Origin of the sequence: Plantibacter sp. Leaf1, assembly GCF_001421315.1 — a bacterium.
In the GTDB taxonomy this organism is placed as follows: Bacteria; Actinomycetota; Actinomycetes; order Actinomycetales; family Microbacteriaceae; genus Plantibacter.
The window spans coordinates 813,400-832,339 of the sequence record NZ_LMJX01000002.1; the positions used below are offsets into that span (position 1 = coordinate 813,400).

18 protein-coding genes are annotated in these 18,940 nt (G+C 69.3%); 6 read left to right on the top strand and 12 right to left on the bottom strand.

From position 1 onward, the window contains the following. Positions 1 to 5: 5 nt before the first annotated feature. The 4 genes from ASE44_RS06095 to murI all read right to left on the bottom strand — a co-directional run bounded on the left by ASE44_RS06095 (position 6) and on the right by murI (position 3,199). A complete protein-coding gene (locus tag ASE44_RS06095) occupies positions 6 to 920 on the bottom strand; it encodes a cation diffusion facilitator family transporter (protein WP_056778231.1) in 915 nt (304 codons plus the stop codon). A gap of 77 nt (positions 921 to 997) precedes the next feature. Next, on the bottom strand, positions 998 to 1,627 hold the full coding sequence (locus ASE44_RS06100; protein WP_056778234.1) for a non-canonical purine NTP pyrophosphatase: 630 nt from the start codon (positions 1,625 to 1,627) through the stop codon (positions 998 to 1,000). Then, on the bottom strand, positions 1,627 to 2,361 hold the full coding sequence (gene rph, locus ASE44_RS06105; protein WP_056778236.1) for a ribonuclease PH: 735 nt from the start codon (positions 2,359 to 2,361) through the stop codon (positions 1,627 to 1,629). Before rph ends, ASE44_RS06100 begins: the two co-directional genes overlap by 1 nt. Further along, positions 2,354 to 3,199 carry a glutamate racemase gene (gene murI, locus ASE44_RS06110; RefSeq protein WP_056007165.1) on the bottom strand — a complete coding sequence of 282 codons (846 nt, stop codon included), beginning with the start codon at positions 3,197 to 3,199 and terminating at the stop codon, positions 2,354 to 2,356. Before murI ends, rph begins: the two co-directional genes overlap by 8 nt. 88 nt (positions 3,200 to 3,287) lie before the next feature. On the opposite strand from murI, the gene ASE44_RS06115 reads away from it, so the two are divergent. After that, complete coding sequence (locus ASE44_RS06115; RefSeq protein ID WP_082455852.1) at positions 3,288 to 4,616, top strand: nicotinate phosphoribosyltransferase; 1,329 nt, start codon at positions 3,288 to 3,290, stop codon at positions 4,614 to 4,616. Positions 4,617 to 4,655: 39 nt separating this feature from the next. Here the strand turns inward: ASE44_RS06115 and ASE44_RS06120 are convergent, their stop codons facing one another. The 3 genes from ASE44_RS06120 to ASE44_RS18920 all read right to left on the bottom strand — a co-directional run bounded on the left by ASE44_RS06120 (position 4,656) and on the right by ASE44_RS18920 (position 8,417). Next, the gene (locus tag ASE44_RS06120; protein ID WP_056011344.1) at positions 4,656 to 4,931 is read right to left on the bottom strand and encodes a DUF3039 domain-containing protein; all 276 of its coding nucleotides are present in this window, start codon (positions 4,929 to 4,931) and stop codon (positions 4,656 to 4,658) included. A gap of 100 nt (positions 4,932 to 5,031) precedes the next feature. Beyond that, positions 5,032 to 6,603: a hypothetical protein gene (locus ASE44_RS06125; protein WP_056007168.1), complete on the bottom strand. Its 1,572-nt coding sequence runs from the start codon at positions 6,601 to 6,603 to the stop codon at positions 5,032 to 5,034. Beyond that, positions 6,579 to 8,417 (bottom strand): ABC transporter ATP-binding protein, encoded by a 1,839-nt coding sequence (locus tag ASE44_RS18920; RefSeq protein WP_235522557.1) that lies wholly within the window; start codon positions 8,415 to 8,417, stop codon positions 6,579 to 6,581. The genes ASE44_RS06125 and ASE44_RS18920 overlap by 25 nt, the downstream gene beginning before the upstream one ends. A gap of 271 nt (positions 8,418 to 8,688) precedes the next feature. On the opposite strand from ASE44_RS18920, the gene ASE44_RS06140 reads away from it, so the two are divergent. The 5 genes from ASE44_RS06140 to ASE44_RS06160 all read left to right on the top strand — a co-directional run bounded on the left by ASE44_RS06140 (position 8,689) and on the right by ASE44_RS06160 (position 13,523). Beyond that, the gene (locus ASE44_RS06140; protein WP_056778242.1) at positions 8,689 to 9,381 is read left to right on the top strand and encodes an NTP transferase domain-containing protein; all 693 of its coding nucleotides are present in this window, start codon (positions 8,689 to 8,691) and stop codon (positions 9,379 to 9,381) included. A 117-nt stretch (positions 9,382 to 9,498) separates the two neighbouring features. Then, entirely contained in the window at positions 9,499 to 10,266 is a 768-nt protein-coding gene (locus ASE44_RS06145) for an ABC transporter permease (protein ID WP_056007176.1), read from the top strand. After that, a complete protein-coding gene (locus ASE44_RS06150) occupies positions 10,266 to 11,024 on the top strand; it encodes an ABC transporter ATP-binding protein (protein WP_056007179.1) in 759 nt (252 codons plus the stop codon). The genes ASE44_RS06145 and ASE44_RS06150 overlap by 1 nt, the downstream gene beginning before the upstream one ends. Positions 11,025 to 11,098: 74 nt before the next feature. Next, positions 11,099 to 11,995 carry a hypothetical protein gene (locus ASE44_RS06155; protein WP_056778245.1) on the top strand — a complete coding sequence of 299 codons (897 nt, stop codon included), beginning with the start codon at positions 11,099 to 11,101 and terminating at the stop codon, positions 11,993 to 11,995. A 52-nt stretch (positions 11,996 to 12,047) separates the two neighbouring features. Next, positions 12,048 to 13,523 (top strand): glycosyltransferase, encoded by a 1,476-nt coding sequence (locus ASE44_RS06160; RefSeq protein ID WP_056007185.1) that lies wholly within the window; start codon positions 12,048 to 12,050, stop codon positions 13,521 to 13,523. Here ASE44_RS06160 and ASE44_RS06165 read toward each other — a convergent pair. The 5 genes from ASE44_RS06165 to ASE44_RS06185 form a co-directional block, all read right to left on the bottom strand. Further along, a complete protein-coding gene (locus ASE44_RS06165; RefSeq protein ID WP_056778249.1) occupies positions 13,444 to 14,652 on the bottom strand; it encodes an acyltransferase in 1,209 nt (402 codons plus the stop codon). The genes ASE44_RS06160 and ASE44_RS06165 overlap by 80 nt on opposite strands. Before the next feature lie 53 nt (positions 14,653 to 14,705). Then, positions 14,706 to 15,998, bottom strand: coding sequence for a CDP-glycerol glycerophosphotransferase family protein (locus tag ASE44_RS06170; protein WP_056778252.1), 1,293 nt, complete (start codon positions 15,996 to 15,998; stop codon positions 14,706 to 14,708). Between the two features lie 67 nt (positions 15,999 to 16,065). Continuing rightward, on the bottom strand, positions 16,066 to 16,950 hold the full coding sequence (locus tag ASE44_RS06175) for a glycosyltransferase family 2 protein (protein ID WP_056778255.1): 885 nt from the start codon (positions 16,948 to 16,950) through the stop codon (positions 16,066 to 16,068). Beyond that, positions 16,950 to 17,777, bottom strand: a complete 828-nt coding sequence (locus tag ASE44_RS06180) for a CDP-alcohol phosphatidyltransferase family protein (protein ID WP_056007196.1) — start codon at positions 17,775 to 17,777, stop codon at positions 16,950 to 16,952. The genes ASE44_RS06175 and ASE44_RS06180 overlap by 1 nt, the downstream gene beginning before the upstream one ends. Continuing rightward, the gene (locus tag ASE44_RS06185) at positions 17,778 to 18,845 is read right to left on the bottom strand and encodes a glycosyltransferase family 2 protein (protein WP_056007199.1); all 1,068 of its coding nucleotides are present in this window, start codon (positions 18,843 to 18,845) and stop codon (positions 17,778 to 17,780) included. It abuts the gene before it with no gap. Positions 18,846 to 18,940 lie beyond the last annotated feature (95 nt).

Consider the following 18,940-nt stretch of genomic DNA (forward strand, 5'->3'; position numbering starts at 1 on the left):
CCGGGTCAGCGGTGGTGGGACTCCTCGTGTGAGGCGTGCTCCTCAGGCTCCAGCTGGAACGTGGAATGCTCCACGTCAAAGTGGTCGTGAAGACACGAGCCCAGACGGTCGAGCAGCTCCCCCGTCCCGCCGAGCGCGAACACCCGCTGCTCGACGACGACGTGTGCGGAAAACACCGGCTGCCCGGAGGTGATCTGCCAGACGTGGACGTCGTGCACGGCGACGACCCCGTCCGTCCCGATCAGGTGGTCCCTGATCTCCTGCACGTCGGTGTCGGAGGGCGCGGACTCGCTCAGGACGTGGACGACGTCGCGGAGCAACGCCCAGGCGCGCGGCACGATCATCGCGGCGATCGCGAGCGACGCGATGGCGTCCGCCTGGGCGAACCCCGTCAGCAGGATGACGACCGCGGCGATGATGACGGCGATCGACCCCAAGAGGTCGCCGAGGACCTCGAGGTACGCGCCGCGCATGTTGATCGAGGACTCACGGCCTCCCCTGAGGATCCAGAGCGCCCCGAGGTTCGCGACGAGGCCGATGACCGCGACGACCAGCATCGGCAGGCTCTGGACCTCGCCCGACGAAGGTTCGACGAGCCGCGCGATCCCTTCGAGGAGCACCGACACGGCCACGGCGATCAGGATCAACGCGTTGATCAGGGCCCCGAACACCTCGGCCCGCTGATACCCGAACGTCTGGCGGTCGGTGGCCGGTCGGGCAGCGACGATCGTCGCCACGAGCGCGATGACCAGCCCGGTCAGATCCGACAACATGTGCCCGGCGTCCGCGAGCAACGACAGCGAACCGCTCACCCACGCGCCGACCAGCTCGACGACCAGGATGGTCGCGATGATGGCGATCGCCGCCACCAGTCGCGAACGGTTGGTGGCGCTGCCGGCGTGCGTGTGATCGTGACCCATGATGTGACCACCGTACGAGCTTCCCGGGGCCCCGGGAAGGGTTCATGCCGAGATAGGAATGGTCCTGAGTATCATGCTCAGTTGGCGGCCGCCGGCGCGGGCAGGAGGCCCCGCAACACCGGGACCAGTTCGCGGAAGGCGATCGCCCGGTGGCTCGACTCGTTCTTCTCCGCCGGTGTCAGTTGGGCCGCGGTGCGGTGGTCGCCGCTGGGGATGAAGGCCGGATCGTAGCCGAAGCCGTTCGTGCCGATCGGCTCCGTGGCGAGCACCCCACGCCAGGTTCCGACCGCCACATGCTCGAAGGGGTCCGTCCCCGGGATCCCCGCGGGCACGACGAGCGCGAGGTGGCAGGCGAACCATGCCGAACGGTGCTCCGCACGCACGTCGCGCAGCTGATCGAGCAGGAGCGCGAGGTTCGCCGACGAGTCGTGGTGCGAGCCCGCCCAACGCGCCGAGAAGATGCCGGGCGCGCCACCCAGGATGTCGACACCGATCCCCGAGTCGTCCGCGAGGGCGATCGAGCCCGTGTGGGCGGCGGCCACGCGGGCCTTGATCAACGCGTTCTCGCTGAACGACGTCCCGTCCTCGACGGGCTCAGGGCCGTCGTAGCCGAGGACCGTGATGCCCGGCACATCGAGGCTCACCAGCCGCTGGAACTCCTCGACCTTGTGCTGGTTGTGCGTCGCGAGGACGATCTCGACGGACATCAGCGGCCGAGGGCCTCGAACTGGATCGCCTTGAGCGACGCCGCACCACCGACGGCCAGATCGAGCAACGAGTCGAGCTCCCGGCGGTCGAACGGTGCCCCCTCGGCCGTCCCCTGCACCTCGACGAACGAGCCCCCTCCGGTCACCACGACGTTCATGTCGGTCTCGGCGCGCACGTCCTCGACATAGGCGAGGTCGAGCATCGGGACACCGTCGATGATCCCGACCGAGACGGCGGAGACGCTGTCCGTGAGTGGTGCGGCCTTCTGCGAGATGAACTTCTTCCCGCGCGCCCATTCGATGGCGTCGGCGAGGGCCACGTAAGCGCCCGTGATCGCGGCGGTCCGCGTGCCACCGTCGGCCTGCAGGACGTCACAGTCGATCACGATCGTGTTCTCACCGAGCGCCTTCGTGTCGATCACGGCACGGAGGCTGCGGCCGATGAGCCGGGAGATCTCATGGGTCCGGCCTCCGATGCGTCCCTTGACCGCCTCACGGTCCATCCGCTCGTTGGTGGATCGCGGCAGCATGGAGTACTCGGCGGTGACCCAGCCCCGACCCTTGCCGTTCAGCCACCGGGGCACCCCGTTCGTGAACGACGCGGTGCACAGCACCTTGGTCCGCCCGAAACTGATGAGCGCCGAGCCCTCGGCCTGCTCGCTCCAGCCCCGCTCGATGGTGATGGGACGCAGCTGGTCGTTGGTGCGGCCGTCGGCGCGCTGGATGTCACTCATGGATGTGCTCCTCGAACTGGTGGGATGGAAGGTCGATGACGCCGGTCTGGACGAGCGAGACCGTCGAGATCTCCCGGCCCATCAGGCGGTTGGCGAGGGCGATGAAGTCGTCGGCGCTACTCCCCGTCGCCTCGTACCGGTGGACGGGCGGTTCGCCGCTGTCGCGGAGCAGGTCGCGGGTGACGAGGACCCGATACACGTCGTTCGCGGTCTCCGTGTCGCTCGAGACGAGGGACACCTGCGGGCCCATCACGTAACTGATCGCACCCTTCAGGAAGGGGTAATGGGTGCAGCCCAGCACGACCGTGTCGACCCCGGCATGCCGGAGCGGCGCGAGGTACTCCTCCGCGGCCTCCAGGAGGTCCGGACCGGTCGTGACACCCGCCTCGACGAACTCCACGAACCGCGGGCAGGCCTGCCCGAACACCGTCAGCTCGGGGTTGACCTCGAACAGGTCCTGATAGGCGCGCGAGTTGATGGTGCCCTCGGTTCCGATGACCCCGATGCGGCCGTTACGGGTGCTGCGGACCGCGGTTCGGACCGCCGGCTGGATGACCTCGACCACCGGGACCGAGTACCGTTCGCGGGCGTCGCGCAGCATCGCCGCCGATGCGGTGTTGCACGCGATGACGAGCATCTTGACGCCCTGGTCGACGAGGGTGTCGAGCACCTCGAGCGAATACCGTCGGACGTCGGCGATGGGTTTCGGCCCGTAGGGCGAATGGGCGGTGTCGCCGATGTAGATCACGGATTCGGCCGGGAGTTGGTCGCTGACCGCTCTCGCCACCGTGAGTCCGCCGACGCCTGAGTCGAAGATGCCGATGGGTGCGTCGTTCACGATGGTCCAGCCTACCGCGCATGACCCCTCGTCATGCCGGACCGCCCGATCACCGCGATCCGTGCACCCGCGCGGCTAGGCTGAACGGGTGCACGAGTCCTCAGCTCTCCTCACCGACCGTTACGAACTCACGATGCTGGACGCCGCCCTCAACCGCGGCACCGCCGATCGGGAGTGCCTCTTCGAGCTGTTCGCCCGCAGGCTCTCAGGCGGACGACGCTACGGGGTGGTCGCCGGTACCGGCCGGTTCCTCGAACTGCTCAAGCGGTTCCGGTTCGGCGAGGCGGAACTGGAGTGGCTGCGCGAGGAAGGCGTGGTCAGCACGGCGGCACTCGACTGGCTCGCCGACTACCGCTTCTCCGGTTCGGTCTGGGGGTACCGGGAAGGCGAGGTGTTCTTCCCCGGTTCGCCGATCCTCGTCGTGGAGGGTACCTTCGCGGAGGCCGTCATCCTCGAGACCCTCGCCCTCAGCGTCTTCAACTACGACAGCGCGGTCGCCACCGCGGCCGCACGCATGACCTCGGCCGCCGGTACACGCCCCCTCGCCGAGATGGGCTCGCGCCGGACCGGTGAGCGGTCGGCGATCGCTGCCGCCAGGGCCGCCTACATCGCGGGCTTCAGCGCCACGTCCAACCTCGAAGCCGGCCGCAGTTGGGGTATCCCGACGATGGGTACCGCCGCACACTCCTTCACCCTCCTGCACGACTCCGAGGAGGACGCGTTCCGGGCACAGATCGACACGATGGGCGCGGGGACGACGCTGCTCGTCGACACCTATGACATCGAAGCGGCGGTGCGGCTCGGCGTGCGCCTCGCAGGGCCCGAGCTCGGCGCGGTCCGCATCGACTCCGGCGACCTGCCGATCGTCGTCGACCAGGTGCGGCGACTGCTCGACGAGCTCGGCGCCACCACGACCCGCATCACGGTCACGAACGACCTCGACGAGCATGCCGTCGCCGCCTTGGCCGCCTCGCCCGTCGACTCCTACGGCGTCGGGACGTCCGTCGTCACCGGATCCGGCTCGCCGGCGATGGGGATGGTCTACAAGCTCGTGTCCCACCGCGACGACCAGGGCGACTGGATCAGCGTCGCCAAGAAGTCCGCTGAGAAGGCGACCGTCGGCGGCCGCAAGACCGCGGCACGCGCCTACGACCGCAACGGCGTCGCTCGGGAGGAGCGCATCTACCTCGGCGACGGGCCGGCCGGTCAGCACGAGGGGGCGGCCGACGCCGGTTCGGAACGCCCGCTCATGGTCCCGCTCGTGGTCGGCGGTCTCGTCGACGAGCAGTACCTCGGTGCCGCGGGAACGCGGCAGGCGAGGGAGCACCGTGAGCGTTCGGTCGCGGAACTGCCGCCGCGCGCCGTCAGCCTGACGCGCGGAGACCCGGTGCTTCCGACCGTCTACCTCGAGGGCTGACGCACCCTCGCGCCGGCCACGTTCGGACCCGCAAGCGGATCAGTCGCGCAGGAGCCGCTCGTAGATCTCCTTGCACGACGGGCAGATCGGGAACTTCTCCGGGTCGCGTCCCGGCGTCCACTTCTTGCCGCACAACGCCTTCACCGGCTTCCCGCTGAGCGCCGACTCGAGGATCTTCTCCTTCTTCACGTAGTGCGAGAAGCGCTCATGATCGCCGGGTTCGATGTTCTCGCTCTCGATGAGCTCCTCGAGCTCGCGATCCATGATCGCGGTGCTCCCCCCGTCCGGTGTCCCGCCGGGGTCGATCGTGCTCATCTGCTGCTTCGTGCTGTCATGCTGCGCCATGGCTCCATGGTACCGCCGCAGAGGGCCCGGGGTTCCTGTGGTCCCGTCGGGGGCGGTCGGAGCCCTGGGATCAGTGGGAGCTGGCGAAGCCGACGATCTCGGGGCTGCGGCGGTCGAAGACCCGACCGCCGGCGAAGATCCCGATGACCAGGACGAGCAGGCCGGTGCCGACGCCCACCGCGAGCGCGCCGAAGTTCCAGTTGGGCTCGCCCGTGAGGCCGAGGACCGCCAGCCAGGCGGCCGGGATCGTGAGGACCACGGTGCCCAGCAGGCTCATGAACTGTGCGGACAGTCCGCTGCTGCCGGGGACCTGCGGCTGCTGGAACGGGCTGTCACCCGGCAGCGAGGTCGGGTACGGGAACCGAGCGGACACGAAACTCGCGATACCGGCGCCGCTCAGCAACAGACACGTGCTCACCCCGATCATCGACGGGAGCGCGTCCCAGTCGCCGTAGAACAGGATGCTGAGCGTCGATCCGACGGCGATGAGCGGAATGCCGATGAGCAGTACCGGGAAGAGACGGCCGATGCGGTCGGCTCGCCCGCGGACCCCCGAGGCCACATGCAACCAGACCGCGGTCGAGTCGAAGGCCAGGTCGTTGTGCAGGAGCCAGCCGAGGAACCAGCACACGACCGGGAGCGGCACGAGTGCGAGGACGTTCAACGGGATGCCGGCGACCAGCAGCGGGACGAAGAAGATGAACGGGGCGATTGGAATGATCACCAGCGAGACGAGGTATCGCGGATCGCGCAGCCAGTAGGTCATGCTGCGAGCGGCGATCACGCCCGCCGGACGCCCTGGCAGCAGGTCGAACCATCCCAGGCCGGTGCTCTCGCGACCGGTTCCGATGCGTTCCGGTGCGACGAGCAACCGTGCGACGAAAGCCTGCCAGGCGAACCAGAGGAGCGCGATCGTCGCTGCGGTCAGCAACAGTTTGACCACCGCGGGCACGACGTCGCCGATGGCCGCGTCGCCCGGGAACGACCACACGGCACCCAGGGGCGTCCAGCTCAGGATGTCGGCCACCCGGCCCAGCACGGCGAAACCGTCGCGCTGCCAGTCGACCGTGGTCAGGGCGATGATGGCCGGGCTCACGGCGATGATGAGCACGAGTCCGAGCACACCCATGACCTCTTTGGCGCGCCGCGTCGACAGCAGGCTCGCGGAGATCGACGTCGCGATCCGTGCCAGGAGTGCGCACAGCAGGACGCCGAGCACTGCCGACATGACGGCGAGGACCGCCGGGAGCGGCGACCTCGACCAGGTCACGACGGAGGATGCAGCGAGCACGGCGAGGACGATCGACGGAACGGAGACGAGTGCGGCGACGATCAGGCCCGCCGACAGGGTCCGGTTGGGGAGACCGTAGAGCGAGAACGCCCTCGGGTCGAGCTGGTCGTCCACCCCGAACACGAGCGGCAGCACGATGAAGCCCAGGACGATGACGGAGCCGACGAGCACGAGGAGGTTCCGGGTCACTTCCGGATCGGTCGTGCGGAGCGCGACGAGCCCGGTGCTCGCGAGCACCACGACCCAGACACCGAGCGCGATCGCCAGGACGAGTCCGACCAGTCGCCAGGGACTGCGGCGGAACGCGTTCAGCGTCAGCTGCAGTTTCAATCGGAGAAGCTGTGCAACCATTCCATTCCCTCTGCCGACTTGCGGCCCCCGGCGAGTTCGACGAAGCGCTCTTCGAGCGTTCCCGTCCCCCGCACCTCGTCCACGGACCCGGCGGCGAGCACCTTGCCCTGGACGATGATGGCCACGTGATCGCACACACGCTGGATGAAGTCCATGCCGTGACTCGAGAGCACGACGGTTCCGCCGTTGGCGACGTAGCGCTGCAGGATCTCGATGACGTTGGCGGCCGACACCGGGTCGACCGACTCGAACGGCTCGTCGAGGATGAGGAGACGGGGCGAGTGGATGAGCGCCGCCGCGAGCGCGATCTTCTTCGTCATGCCGGCGGAGTAGTCGGACACGAGACGACCGAGCGCGTCGTCGAGACCGAACGCCCGAGCCAGGTCCGTGGTCCGCGACTTCACCGTCGCAGGGTCGAGTCCGCGGAGGACGCCGGAGTAGTAGAGCAGCTGGTTGCCCGTGAGGCGGTCGAAGAGCCGCAGGCGGTCCGGGAGGACGCCGATCGCACGCTTCGCCTCGGCGGGGTCCTGCCAGACGTCGACGCCCTGGACCCGGATGGATCCGGCATCGGGGCGCAGCAGGCCGGTGACCATGGACAGCGTCGTCGTCTTCCCGGCGCCGTTCGGACCGACGATGCCGTAGAAGGAGCCGCGTCGGACCTCGAGGTCGACGCCGTCGACGGCGACCGTGTCGCCGAACTGCTTCACGAGCCCGGAGATCGACAGCACGATGGGGTTGGCCTCGGGCGCCGCGGTGTCGGCGCCCTTGCCAGCGGCCGGCGACTCAGCGGGCGTCGACGGCGGCTTCGTCGTCGTGGGACGGGCGACCGGACGCTTCGGCGCGACCGGCGGGGCTGCCACCGACGGCTGCGCGGCCTGCACGTCCGAAGCCGGCTCGGTGCGCGCCGACTCGACGGTCGGGCGGGGATCCTCCGTCGTGGTCGTCGCGGCGGTCTCGGGAGCGGTGACCGGGTCGACCGTCGTCGCGGTCGTCGGTTCCGAAGCGGCCGTGGATCCGTCGACGCGGTCGGACTCGGTCGGCGTCACCGTGGTGTCGACGTCCGGGGTGGACCCGGGCTCGGCGGCTGGCGCGGACGTGTCTCCGACCACCGGGGCTCGGACCTCGTCGAGGACACCGGCACTCGCGGCCGCCGTCTGTTCGTTCGGCTTCGGCGTCGTGGTGCGAGCGGTGCCGGAGCGGGCCGGCGTCCGCTTCGCGGGCGTCCGGGTCGTCGTGGACTTCGCGGCGGTGGTCCGGCTCGTGCCGGTCTTCGCTGCCGGCGTCTTGGTGCCCGACGAAGCTCCGGTCGTGCGCGTCGTCGTCCTGGGAGCCCTCGGCGTCGATGCCGGAACCGCGGGGGTCGATCCGTCGTCCGGGGACGCTGGCGTCGCGATGCTCGGGTCCGTCTCGGGCGCAGCCTTGGCGGGCGTGCGCTTCGCCGCGGTGGTCCGGGCCGTCCCGGTCTTGGCCGCGGTGGTCCGCGCCGTGCCGGTCTTCGCCGCCGTGGTCCGCGAACCCGTCGAGCGGGTCGCCGTCGTCTTCTTCGCGCCCGTGGCGTCCGTCGGGTCCGCCCCGGTGGTGGTGCGTGCAGCACTCGGGCGCTTCGCCGGGGCCTTCGCCGTGCCGGAGGCGCGCGGCGTCGTCGTCCGGGGTGCGCGTTTCGCGGCAGACGGTGCCGCCGCGGACTGCTCGTCTGGTGCACTCGGCTGCGCCACCCCTGGTGCGTCGGGAGCGGACGCCGCCGGCGGACTCGTCGACGGCCCGTCGGCAGGCGCGGGCTGCTCGGCGGGATCTGGCGGAGTCGTGGAAGTCACCAAGCAAACCTACCAACAGCAGCGCCCGCAGCGGACAGCGGAGTCACAGGATGAACAGTTGACACATCTCCCCCAAGCTGTGTAAACGCCGGGTGGTCGATCACGAAACGACAACGGACCCTGTGAACCCATGACAGACGGAGTTCACCGCGGCTAGCCTGTATTTTGGCATGACGGAGTGTCTTTCAATGCACGTCTTGGTAAATCCTCGGTGAATTGTCCACAGCTTCGTGGCACCGCGTGATTCCATACCCACACTGAGGAGAACAACGTGACCACCCAGGTAGTGATCCTTGCCGCCGGAATGGGCAGCCGTCTCGGCCGCTCGCTCCCGAAGCCCCTGACCGAGCTCAGCGACGGCCGCACCATCATGCAGCAGCAGTTCGACAACATCCACCACGCGTTCGGAGCGAGCGCGAAGGTGACGATCGTCGTCGGATACAAGCTCGAGCACATCATCGAGGCCTTCCCCGACGCGTCCTTCGTCTACAACGAGCAGTACGACCAGACCAACACCTCGAAGAGCCTCATGCGTGCACTCGCCGCATCGCAGGCCGGTGGCGTCCTCTGGATGAACGGCGACGTCGTCTTCGACCCGGCGGTTCTCGACCGCGCCGCGGCGATGATCGCCAAGGACCGCTCCTTCGTCACCGTCAACACCTCGAAGGTGTCCGACGAGGAAGTGAAGTACACGACCAGCGCCGAGGGGTTCATCAAGGAACTCTCCAAGACGGTCGTGGGCGGGCTCGGCGAGGCCGTCGGCATCAACTACATCTCCTCGCAGGACAAGGCGATGCTGCACCGCTACCTCGCGAAGGTCGGCGATCAGGACTACTTCGAGCGCGGCATCGAGCTCGCCATCGAACGCGAGGGCATGCTCGTCGAACCGGTCGACATCTCGGACCTGTACGCGGTGGAGGTCGACTTCGCCGAGGACCTCGAGCGAGCGAACCTCTTCGTCTGAGCATCCCGTCCGCTCCGCACCCGAACGCCGTCCCGACGCTGAGCGTCGAGGACGGCGTTCCTGCGCGACCTCGATAAGGTTGGTCCCGTGAGTTCTTCAGCTGAGACGCGGCCAAGGATGTCGCGTTCGGCCAGATACCGCCACGCGCTCTGGATCTTGACCGTCCGGGATCTGCGCGTGCGCTACTCGACGAGTGCGCTCGGATACGTGTGGTCCATCCTCGACCCGCTCGTCATGAGCGGGATCTACTGGTTCGTCTTCACGCAGGTGTTCCGGCGCGATGTCGGCGAGGAGCCGTACATCGTCTTCCTCCTCGCGGCACTGTTGCCGTGGATGTGGTTCACCGGGTCGGTGTCGGACAGCACCCGTGCGTTCCTGCGCGAGGCGAAGCTGGTGCGGTCGACGACGATCCCCCGCACCATCTGGGTCAATCGCATCGTGCTGTCGAAGGGCATCGAGTTCCTCGCAGCACTCCCCGTCCTCGCGGCGTTCGCCGTCTTCAGCGGCGCGTCGGTGAACCTCGACATCCTGCTCTTCCCGCTCGCGATCGCCATCCAGGCCGTCCTCACCGTCGGGCTCTGCCTGATCGTCGCGCCCCTCGTCGTGTTCTTCCGCGACCTGGAACGCGCGGTCAAACTCGTGCTGCGCTTCATGTTCTACGCGACCCCGATCATCTACAGCACGACCGCCCTGCCGGACCGCATCGAGCCCTTCGCCGCGCTCAACCCCCTGAGCGGCATCTTCGCCCTGTACCGATCCGCGTTCTTCCCGCAGGAACTCGACTGGTACCTCGTGGGCGTCTCGGCCGGGATGTCCGCCGTGATCCTGGCGCTCGGCCTGCTGATCTTCAAGCGGTGCGAGCGCTCCGTGCTGAAGGAGATCTGATGTCGACCGACAGCTCCCCCACGACCCGCGCCGCCATCTCGGTGACCGACGCCGGCATCCGCTTCCGTCGGAACCGCGGCGGTCGGCGCAGCTTCAAGGACCTCTTCGCGGGACGGGACCGCCGATCGCGCCCGGGCGAGTTCTGGCCGTTGCGGCACGTCTCGTTCGAAGTCGCGCCCGGGGAGGCGATCGGCGTGGTCGGCCGGAACGGACAGGGCAAGTCGACGCTCCTGAAGCTCGTCGCCGGCGTCGTCCTGCCCGACGAGGGAACCGTGGGCGTCCGCGAGGGGGTCGCGCCCCTGATCGAGATCACGGGCGGCTTCGTCAACGACCTCACCGTCCGCGACAACGTCTACCTGACCTCGGGACTCCACGGCATGTCGCGTCGCGAGATCGACGAACGGTTCGACGACATCATCGCCTTCGCCGAGATCGCCGATTTCGTCGACACCCCGTACAAGCACCTCTCCAGCGGCATGAAGGTCCGCATCGCGTTCGCGGTCATCGCGCAGCTCGAGGAACCGATCATCCTCGTGGACGAGGTGCTGGCCGTCGGCGACCGGGCCTTCCGTGAGAAGTGCTACCGCCGGATCGAGGAGCTCCTCGAGGGCGGGCGGACGCTGTTCTTCGTCTCGCACAACGAGAAGGACCTCCGCCGGTTCTGCACGCGCGGCCTCTACCTCGACAAAGGTGCCCTCGTCCTCGACGCGTCGATCGACGACGTGCTCGACCGCTACAACGCCGACTACAACAGCTGAGCCGCCGCAGCAACCGTCGGCGGTCCTGACGGACCACGACGTAGACTGGCCGCCCCGCCCACGAGGAGGCCGACATGACCGGACCGCAGCAGGGACCGGTTCCCGGTCCCGCCCACTACCCGAACCCCGCAACGCAACAGCCGATGCTCCCCGAGCCCGGGTGGGTGCGGGCCCTCGACCGCGTCCTCTGGGTGCAGCGGCCGGTGGTCGTGGCCCACATCCGGTCGATCCGACGTATGTACCCCAACGCGACGGCCGATCAGCTGATCCGCGTTCTGGAGCGTCGATACCTCGCGACGGTGACGACGACCGGCGCCGCCGTCGGTGCGACCGCCGTCGTGCCCGCCATCGGGACCGCGACGACCCTCGCGCTCTCCGGCGTCGAAACGGCCGGCTTCCTCGAGGCCACGGCGTTGTTCGCGCAGTCGGTCACGGAGGTCCACGGCATCGCCCTGGCCGATCCGGTCAGGTCCCGCGCGCTCGTCATGACGATGATGCTCGGGAAGGCCGGCACCGACCTCCTCCGCAACTTCGGGTCCCAGGCGACCGGCACGGGCATCCCCCGACAGGCGTTCTGGGGTCAGACGATCACCCAGGGGCTGCCCTCGATGATCGTGGGACCGGTCGCAGATCAGCTGCGGGTGCGGTTCGTCAAGCACTTCGCCGCGAGCGGCGGCGCCGGCGTCATCGGCAAGGCCCTGCCGTTCGGTGTGGGCGCGGCCGTCGGCGGTATCGGCAACCACCTCCTCGGACGGCAGGTGGTCCGTGCCGCGCGCCAGGCGTTCGGACCGGCGCCGTTCGTTGTTCCGCTGGACCTCGAACCGCGGATGCGCGCGGTCACCGGCACGTCCCGCCTCGGCAGGTTCCGCGACCAGGTGTTCCGCCGAACTGGGCAGCAGGCCATCGAGTCCGGCCCTGGCGCGCCGGGCCACCCCGCAGGCCCTGCCCAGGACCCGCCAGTCGGTCCGTGAGTCGCTGCAGGCGATGCGGCATCTCTCCAGGTCCGTCGCGTAGCGTCGAGTCGTGAAACTTCCCTTCCTTCGCCGTTCCCAGAGCCTCCTCCCCGAAGGTCGTCACTTCGCGGTCACGTGGGGCCTGACGGACGACTTCGGGGGGATGACCGAAGCGATGTTCCACCGTTCGCGGGCGTTCGTGCGTCTGGCCGGTACGCCCGTCGACATCCTCACCTTCGACCAGCGACCGGACTACCCCGCCCTCGAGCAGCGGCTCCGATCCCGTGGTGACCTCGTGGACGACATGCGGATCGTCAACCTCTACGACTGGTTGCGTTCGAACCCGCTGCCGGGTGGCTCCCTCGACCTCGAGCGGTATCCGTTCACGCCGCTCCCCACGGTCGACGACGGCACCGAGCGGCGCCGCGGCGAGGCCGTCCTGAGCCGGGAGCGTCGCGACGACGCCGGCCAGGTTCTGCAGGTCGACGTCTACCGCACCGACGGCACCCTCCTCCTCTCCGACCGCCGCGACACCAAGGAGCTGGGCACGAAGGGCGGCCGCTCTGTCGTGTTGTGTGACGAACACGGTCAGCCGGTGCGCGCCTGGGGTCGGATCTGGTCGCTGTATCGGGCGTGGTTCGACGCGATCACCGCCGGGGCCCCGGCCTGGATGATCGTCGACAGCAAGACCACCGCCCCGTTCGTCCTCAGCTATCGCAACCGGAACGTGGTCACGGCGCATGTCGTGCACGCCTCCCACCTCCAGGGCACCGAACGACCGCACGGTCGACTGCGGGAGTCGCGGCGCGCGGTCTTCGAGGCACTCGACGACTTCGACCTCGTCGCCCTCCTGAGTGAGCGTCAACTGGCCGACGTGCGGACCATGCTCGGTGACCACGCCTCGCTCGCGGTCATCCCGAACTCGCGCGACCTCGTCGAGAAGCACGTCGCGCAAGCGGCGCGCCCCCGTCATCGCGGGATGTTCCTCGGGTCGCTCACGGCGCGCAAGCGCCCCGCTCACGCCATCCGGGCCGTCCTGGCAGCGACACCCGCCGTCGGCACGCCTCCGACGCTCGACGTCTACGGCGGCGGCGAGCTGCTCGGCGAACTGCAGGCCATCCTGACCGCGGAGGATCCCGAGCACCGCATCGTCCTCCACGGCTACGACCGCTCGGCCCGCGAACAGCTCGGCGCCGGCTCGTTCCTCGTCATGACCTCGACCTCGGAAGGCTTCCCGCTCGTCCTCGTCGAGGCGATGGCGGCGGGCTGCCTGCCGATCGTCGTCGACGTTCCGTACGGACCGGCCGACATCGTCACCGATGGACGCAACGGGTTCCTCGTCCCGTCCGCCGAGCCGGCCGTCGTCGCCGCTGCCATCGAACGGCTGCTCGCGCTCCCCGACCACGAGGTGGACGCCATGCGCCGCCACGCGCGGACCACCGCCGAGCAGTACGACGACGAGGCCGTCACCCGTCGGTGGGCCCAGGAGTTGCGCGCGGCCGATCGTCGGAAGAAGCGGAAGGCGCTCGTCCCCCGCGTCGGCTGACGGCCCACGAACGCACCGCTTCCGTCTGCGCCTGAACGGCCCGGCCGACGCGACGCGCGAGGCCGTGTGAGGGCCGCTCGACGAGCTGGAAGAACGCGGCGGCGACCAGCAGGCTGAGTGGGACACCGACGATGCCGACCAGCCACCAGCGTGCATCACCGAAGGAGAACGCCAGCGTCGCCAGGATCGGCGCGTGCACGAGGTAGAGGCTGAACGACACCTTCCCGAGCCACAGGACCGGTCGGACCTCGAGCAGCCGTCGGGCGAGCGGGCTTCCGATGGCGACGACGATGAGTCCGGCCGCACCCACACCGGAAAGCCCCCAGAGCGCCTGGCCGAGCGACGAGGACGACTCGACGAAGGGACGGGACAACCAGCTGGCCACGAGGAGCAGGGCGGAGACGCCGGTCAGGATGCCCCACTGCCACGGGCGTGACCGCTCCGCCGCCCAGTCCCGGAGGCTCTCGAGCCGGACCGCGATCAACGTACCGATGAAGAAGGCCGGGAGGTACACGGCGGCGTCGACGCCCGCGACGCGACCGACGACCATCACGACCGACATGAGTGCCGCGATCGGCCACGCCCAGCGACGGAGCAACCGTGCGAGCAGGACGGCGACGGGCAGGAGGAGCGTGAAGATGAGTTCCCACCGCAACGACCAGAGCGTGTTGACGAGCGTGTAGCTGACGGGCGTGAGGGTGGCCTCCGACAGGAGGTGCAGCGGGTCCACGCTCGTCGCGTTCGCGTTGGCGATCCACTCACCGGTCGTGACCGAGGCCTGATCCCGCGGAATGAGCAGGATGAGCGCGGCCGCGAACAGGAGCGCTCCCCAGACCGGCAGGTACAGCCGCACGAAACGGGCGGCGAAGAAGCCAGGCCAGCTCGCGCCACCGCGCAACAGCGGCAACGCCACGACGAGGCCGCTCAGGACGAAGAACACCTGCACTGCCTCGGTTCCGGCGAACAGCAGCTTGAGCGGCGTCTCCGTCGCGATGTCCCACGCCGGTTCCGAGATGCGGCCGGTGGCGAAGGGTCGCGCCAACAACGACACGTGGTAGAGCACCACGACGACGCTGGCGACACCACGGACTCCGTCGAGGGAGGCCAGTCGCCCGGAGGACGGATTCACCTGCCCGACCCTACGTGGTTCTCCTGGGCGCGGACTCAACGATCCAGCGCGCCTCAGGCGCGATCCTCGTCGTCGTCCTCGTCCTCGTCGTCCTCATGCTCGTCGAGCTCCGGGCGGTCACCCGCGTGAAGGAGCGCGAACCGGTCCCATTCCGCCATCAGGTGCTCGATGGCCTCGTGGAACCGGGCCGTCGTCACCCCGGGAGTCGTGTCGCCGAAGTAGTACTCGACCCAGTGCTGCAGCCGTGCCACGGTGTCCGGATCCTGGAGCAGGCGGTCGATGCCGCCCACGATGTCCGACGCGTCCGACGCGTCGAGCCACTCGCAGGCCGAGAGGTATCCGCCGGTGTCGATCTCGGCCTCGGGATGCACCGGACGCGTGATCATGAGCGGCTTCCCGCTGGCCAGCCGGTCGTAGACCATGGCGGAGATGTCGACGATCGCCGCATCGGCCGCCGCCAGTTGCCACCCGAGTTCAGCGCCGGTGTCGACGACGTGCTGGGCGGAGGCGTCCGTGCGGTTCGCCTCCTGCAGGGCGGACATGATCTCTCGGTTGGCACTGGCGTAGGACGCGTCGACGACACCGCTCCGCGGGTGCGGCCGGTACACGACACGGTGACGGCCCGTCGCGATGAGTGCCCGGACGAGGGCGACGCCGTGACTGGCGATCGACCCGTACGCGGCGGCCGCGCGATCCCCTTCCCAGGTCGGGGCGTAGAGGACGACGATCCGCTCGTCAGGCGTGTACGGCAGCGCTCCCGAGTAATGGTCCGCCTGTGGACGGCCGATCATGATCGCGCGCTTGTCGAAGTCGTAGTCCCAGAGCACCCGCTCGAGTCGGTTCCTCGCGGCCTGACCGGCGATGAGGCTGTAGTCGTAGGCCTTGAACTGGTTCGTGGTCATGTACATCTTGTCGCTCTCGCCATGGTTGACGAACACGTGCCAGCGGGAACCGTACCGGAACATCTGGAAGTTCCTGGCGTTCTGGTTGACGTACAGCACGACGCGAATGTCCTGCTCGGCGAGCGTCCGTTCGAGCGCGACGACCGTCCGGACGTAGGCCGTGGGGACGGGCGACTCCTCGAACAGCTTCGCGGCCGCCGTCGCTCCGCGGCTGAGGATCAGGACCGGCCAGCGCTTGGAGAGCTCGGCGAGCGGGCGGTACCACTGCCGGATCTGGTACATGTTCACGGCGCCATCGGCGAAGTACACCGCCACCTTGAAGCGGCCGGGTTCGATCACGGGAGCCGCCTGCATCTGGACGGCGAGGACGGCTCTCGCCCGCCGGTTGGCGAGCAGGTCCCGCGCCAGGGTGATGGCACGCCGACCGTCTCTGATCAGTCCCACGTCAGCTCCAGCATCCGTCAAGCGTAACGACGCCAGGTCACAGTGGGGTCACGACGGTGCCCGGTGGTCAGATGACCGGAGGCCGGCCCGCTCTGGCCATCCGCCAGACCGTCCGCCAGCGCAGTGGCCGGCGTCCGCCCGGGTCGGTCCTCCACCCCTCGCGCCACCCACCGAACCAGGGCCGGAGCGCCTCGGGCTTGCGCCACCACCGCGCGATCTGGATCGCCGTCCAGGAACCGACGTAGAGCGGGACGAGCGGGAGCGGGAGGTTCCGCCGGGCGAGCCAGACGCGATTCCGAGCGTTCAGGCGGTAGTACGCGGTGTGTCTGGTCGGCTCGGTGACCGGGTGGTTGGCCTCGAGCGACGCCTCGTACCAGGCGCGCCTCCCCTGATCCCAGACCCGCCAGGCGAGTTCGATGCCCTCGTGTGCGTAGAAGAACGGCTCGGCCCAACCGCCGACGGCGTCGAACACCCGGCGAGGCAGGAGGACCGCCGCCTCGAGGCAGGAGAAGACCGCGCTCGAGTGCTGTGGATCCTTGTCGCGGGTCCTGGGCACCCAGCGGGACGGCGTCGGGACACCGGTCGCGTCGGCGAGCCTGGGCTGGAGCAGCCCGATCGACCGGTCGGCGTCGAGGATCGCGATCGCGTCCTGGAGGAACGTCGTCGACGGGATGGTCGCGTCGTCGTCGAGGAAAAAGATGAACTCGCCGTTGACGGTGGCGGCACCACGGTTGCGACCGGCGGGGATCCCGAGGTTCTCGGCCAGCGCCAGCCCACGCACCCCCGATGGGAGCCCGGACGGTTCCCAGCCGTTGCCGACCACCACGACATCGAGTTCGACGCCACGCTGGGCGAGCACGCTCGCGACACCGGCGGCCAGCTCGACGGGCCTGGTCCCCTGCGTCAGCACGACGACGCCGACGGATCGGGTGACCGGGATCGGTCCCGACATCACGCGCGCAGTCGATTCGACGAGACGATCGCGACGAAGTGGCCGACGACCGTCAGGAGGGCCAGCGGCACGAGGACCGCGAGGGTCCACCGCATCGCCTCGACGTCGCCGACGAAGAGTCCGACGACGGATGCCGCGAAGACGACCATCGTGAGTTCGACCGAGTGGAAGAGGCGGTGGAACGGCAGGAACCGCGCGACCCGTCTGGCCATCGCGAGGACTCCCCCTCGTGGTGCCGACTCCTCCGTCGAGTACGTGAGCTTGGGGGCACCGAAGCCGGCGCGGGCGACGCGCACCATGTCGTTCAGGGCCTTGTTCAGCACGACGAACAGGGCGAGCGCGAACCCGAGCGTGATCCAGGTGAGGTCGGCCGGTGCGTCGACCGGCCATCCGGCCGCCCGGACACCGAGCGCGATGGCGATGAGCGACTCGGTCGAGTAGTGTCCCACGGAGTCGAGGAACGCTCCTGCGGGACTGGACGTCCTGCGCCACCGCGCGACCTCGCCGTCACAGCAGTCGACGAGCATCTGCGTCTGACCCAGGACGAGGGCGAGCGCGGCGCCGCCGAAGCCCGGGATGAGCAATGCCGCAGCAGCAGCCCAACCGGTGAGGATCATGAGTCCGGTCACGCCGTTCGCGCTGATGCTGGTGCGCAACAGCAGCCAGGTGACGTACGGCGACAGGTCGCGGAGGTAGAGGTCCGCCGTCCAGTGTTCCGCGTTCTTGCGGGCTCGGACCTCGGGGGGCTGCGCCACGGCCCGGAGTTCGGCGATCGTCCGCGGCGGGGTGAGCCGCGGACCCGGAGCGTCTGCACGAGGATCCGACATCTAGACCGCCTTCGGTGGGTTGCGCAGAGCGGAGATGTCCTTCGCGAGCGAGCCGTAGCCGAGCACGAAACCGGTGCCCCAGCAGAAATGGATGCACGGGAGCACGACGAGCATCCACAGGCTCGTGCGCACCCCGTCCCGGCCGGTGACGACGATGCTCGCGAGCAACACGATGAGCGCGTACCCGATCGGCGCTGCGAACCCGATCAGGAGCCACGGCGGGATGCCGGAAGCGAGCTGGAGGAGTCCGCCGAGACCGAGCAGGGTGCCGAGGACGATCCCGAGTACGAGGACCGGCGGGGCGAAGTATCTGAGGGTGCCGCGCGTGGGGAAGCTCCGACTGAGCTCGCCGCGCCAGAGACCGGTGGAGAAGAACTGACGGGCAAGGGCGCGCAGGCTCGCCCGCGGACGGTACACGACACGCAGCTCGGGGGTGAACCAGACGAGACCGCCCGCGTGCTTGATGCGGCGGTTGAGCTCCCAGTCCTGCCCGCGCTTGATGCGCTCGTCGAACATGCCGACGCGCACGAGCATCTCGCGGTCGAACACGCCGAGGTAGACCGTGTCGGCCGGCCCCTCACGCCCGCCGACGTGGTGCGGCGTGCCGCCAAGTCCCACCCGCGAGCCGTACGCCCGTGCCACCGCCGTCTCGAACGCAGTGCGCCCGCGAGCGTCCATGATCCCGCCGACGTTCTGCGCACCGGTGCGCAGCATCGTCTCGACGGCGATCCTGGCGTAGTCACTCGGTAGCTCCGAATGGGCGTCGACCCGGATGACGATCGGATGGGTCGACGCCGAGATGGCGAGGTTCAGCCCGGCCGGGGTCGAGCCGACGCGGTTCTCGAGCACGTGGATGCGCGGATCCGCGGCCTGGAGCGACCGGACCAGTTCCGTCGTCCCGTCGATGCTCGGACCGACGGCGATCGTGATCTCGACGTCGCCCGCGTAGTCCTGCGCGAGCAGGCTGTCGACGGCTGCTCGAACGTGCCGTGCGTCGTTCAACACGGGCATCACGTAGGAGACTCCGGGCAACGACGGTGCGTCGGCCTGGCCTCGGTCGTTCGACATGTGGGGTTCACTCCGTGATTCGTTCGATCGAGCCTAGCAGCCGGTCGCGGGCCCGGGCCCGGACGCGGAGACGCCCGCACGGTGCCGTGCGGGCG

What these genes read in the sequence shown, in the direction of transcription:
- ASE44_RS06095 (WP_056778231.1), bottom strand. Translation starts at nt 920, where the DNA reads ATGGGTCACGATCACACGCACGCCGGCAGCGCCACCAACCGTTCGCGA.
- ASE44_RS06100 (WP_056778234.1), bottom strand. Translation starts at nt 1,627, where the DNA reads ATGTCCGTCGAGATCGTCCTCGCGACGCACAACCAGCACAAGGTCGAG.
- rph (WP_056778236.1), bottom strand. Translation starts at nt 2,361, where the DNA reads ATGAGTGACATCCAGCGCGCCGACGGCCGCACCAACGACCAGCTGCGT.
- ASE44_RS06120 (WP_056011344.1), bottom strand. Translation starts at nt 4,931, where the DNA reads ATGAGCACGATCGACCCCGGCGGGACACCGGACGGGGGGAGCACCGCG.
- ASE44_RS06125 (WP_056007168.1), bottom strand. Translation starts at nt 6,603, where the DNA reads ATGGTTGCACAGCTTCTCCGATTGAAACTGCAGCTGACGCTGAACGCG.
- ASE44_RS06145 (WP_056007176.1), top strand. Translation starts at nt 9,499, where the DNA reads ATGTCGCGTTCGGCCAGATACCGCCACGCGCTCTGGATCTTGACCGTC.
- ASE44_RS06150 (WP_056007179.1), top strand. Translation starts at nt 10,266, where the DNA reads ATGTCGACCGACAGCTCCCCCACGACCCGCGCCGCCATCTCGGTGACC.
- ASE44_RS06155 (WP_056778245.1), top strand. Translation starts at nt 11,099, where the DNA reads ATGACCGGACCGCAGCAGGGACCGGTTCCCGGTCCCGCCCACTACCCG.
- ASE44_RS06175 (WP_056778255.1), bottom strand. Translation starts at nt 16,950, where the DNA reads ATGTCGGGACCGATCCCGGTCACCCGATCCGTCGGCGTCGTCGTGCTG.
- ASE44_RS06180 (WP_056007196.1), bottom strand. Translation starts at nt 17,777, where the DNA reads ATGTCGGATCCTCGTGCAGACGCTCCGGGTCCGCGGCTCACCCCGCCG.
- ASE44_RS06185 (WP_056007199.1), bottom strand. Translation starts at nt 18,845, where the DNA reads ATGTCGAACGACCGAGGCCAGGCCGACGCACCGTCGTTGCCCGGAGTC.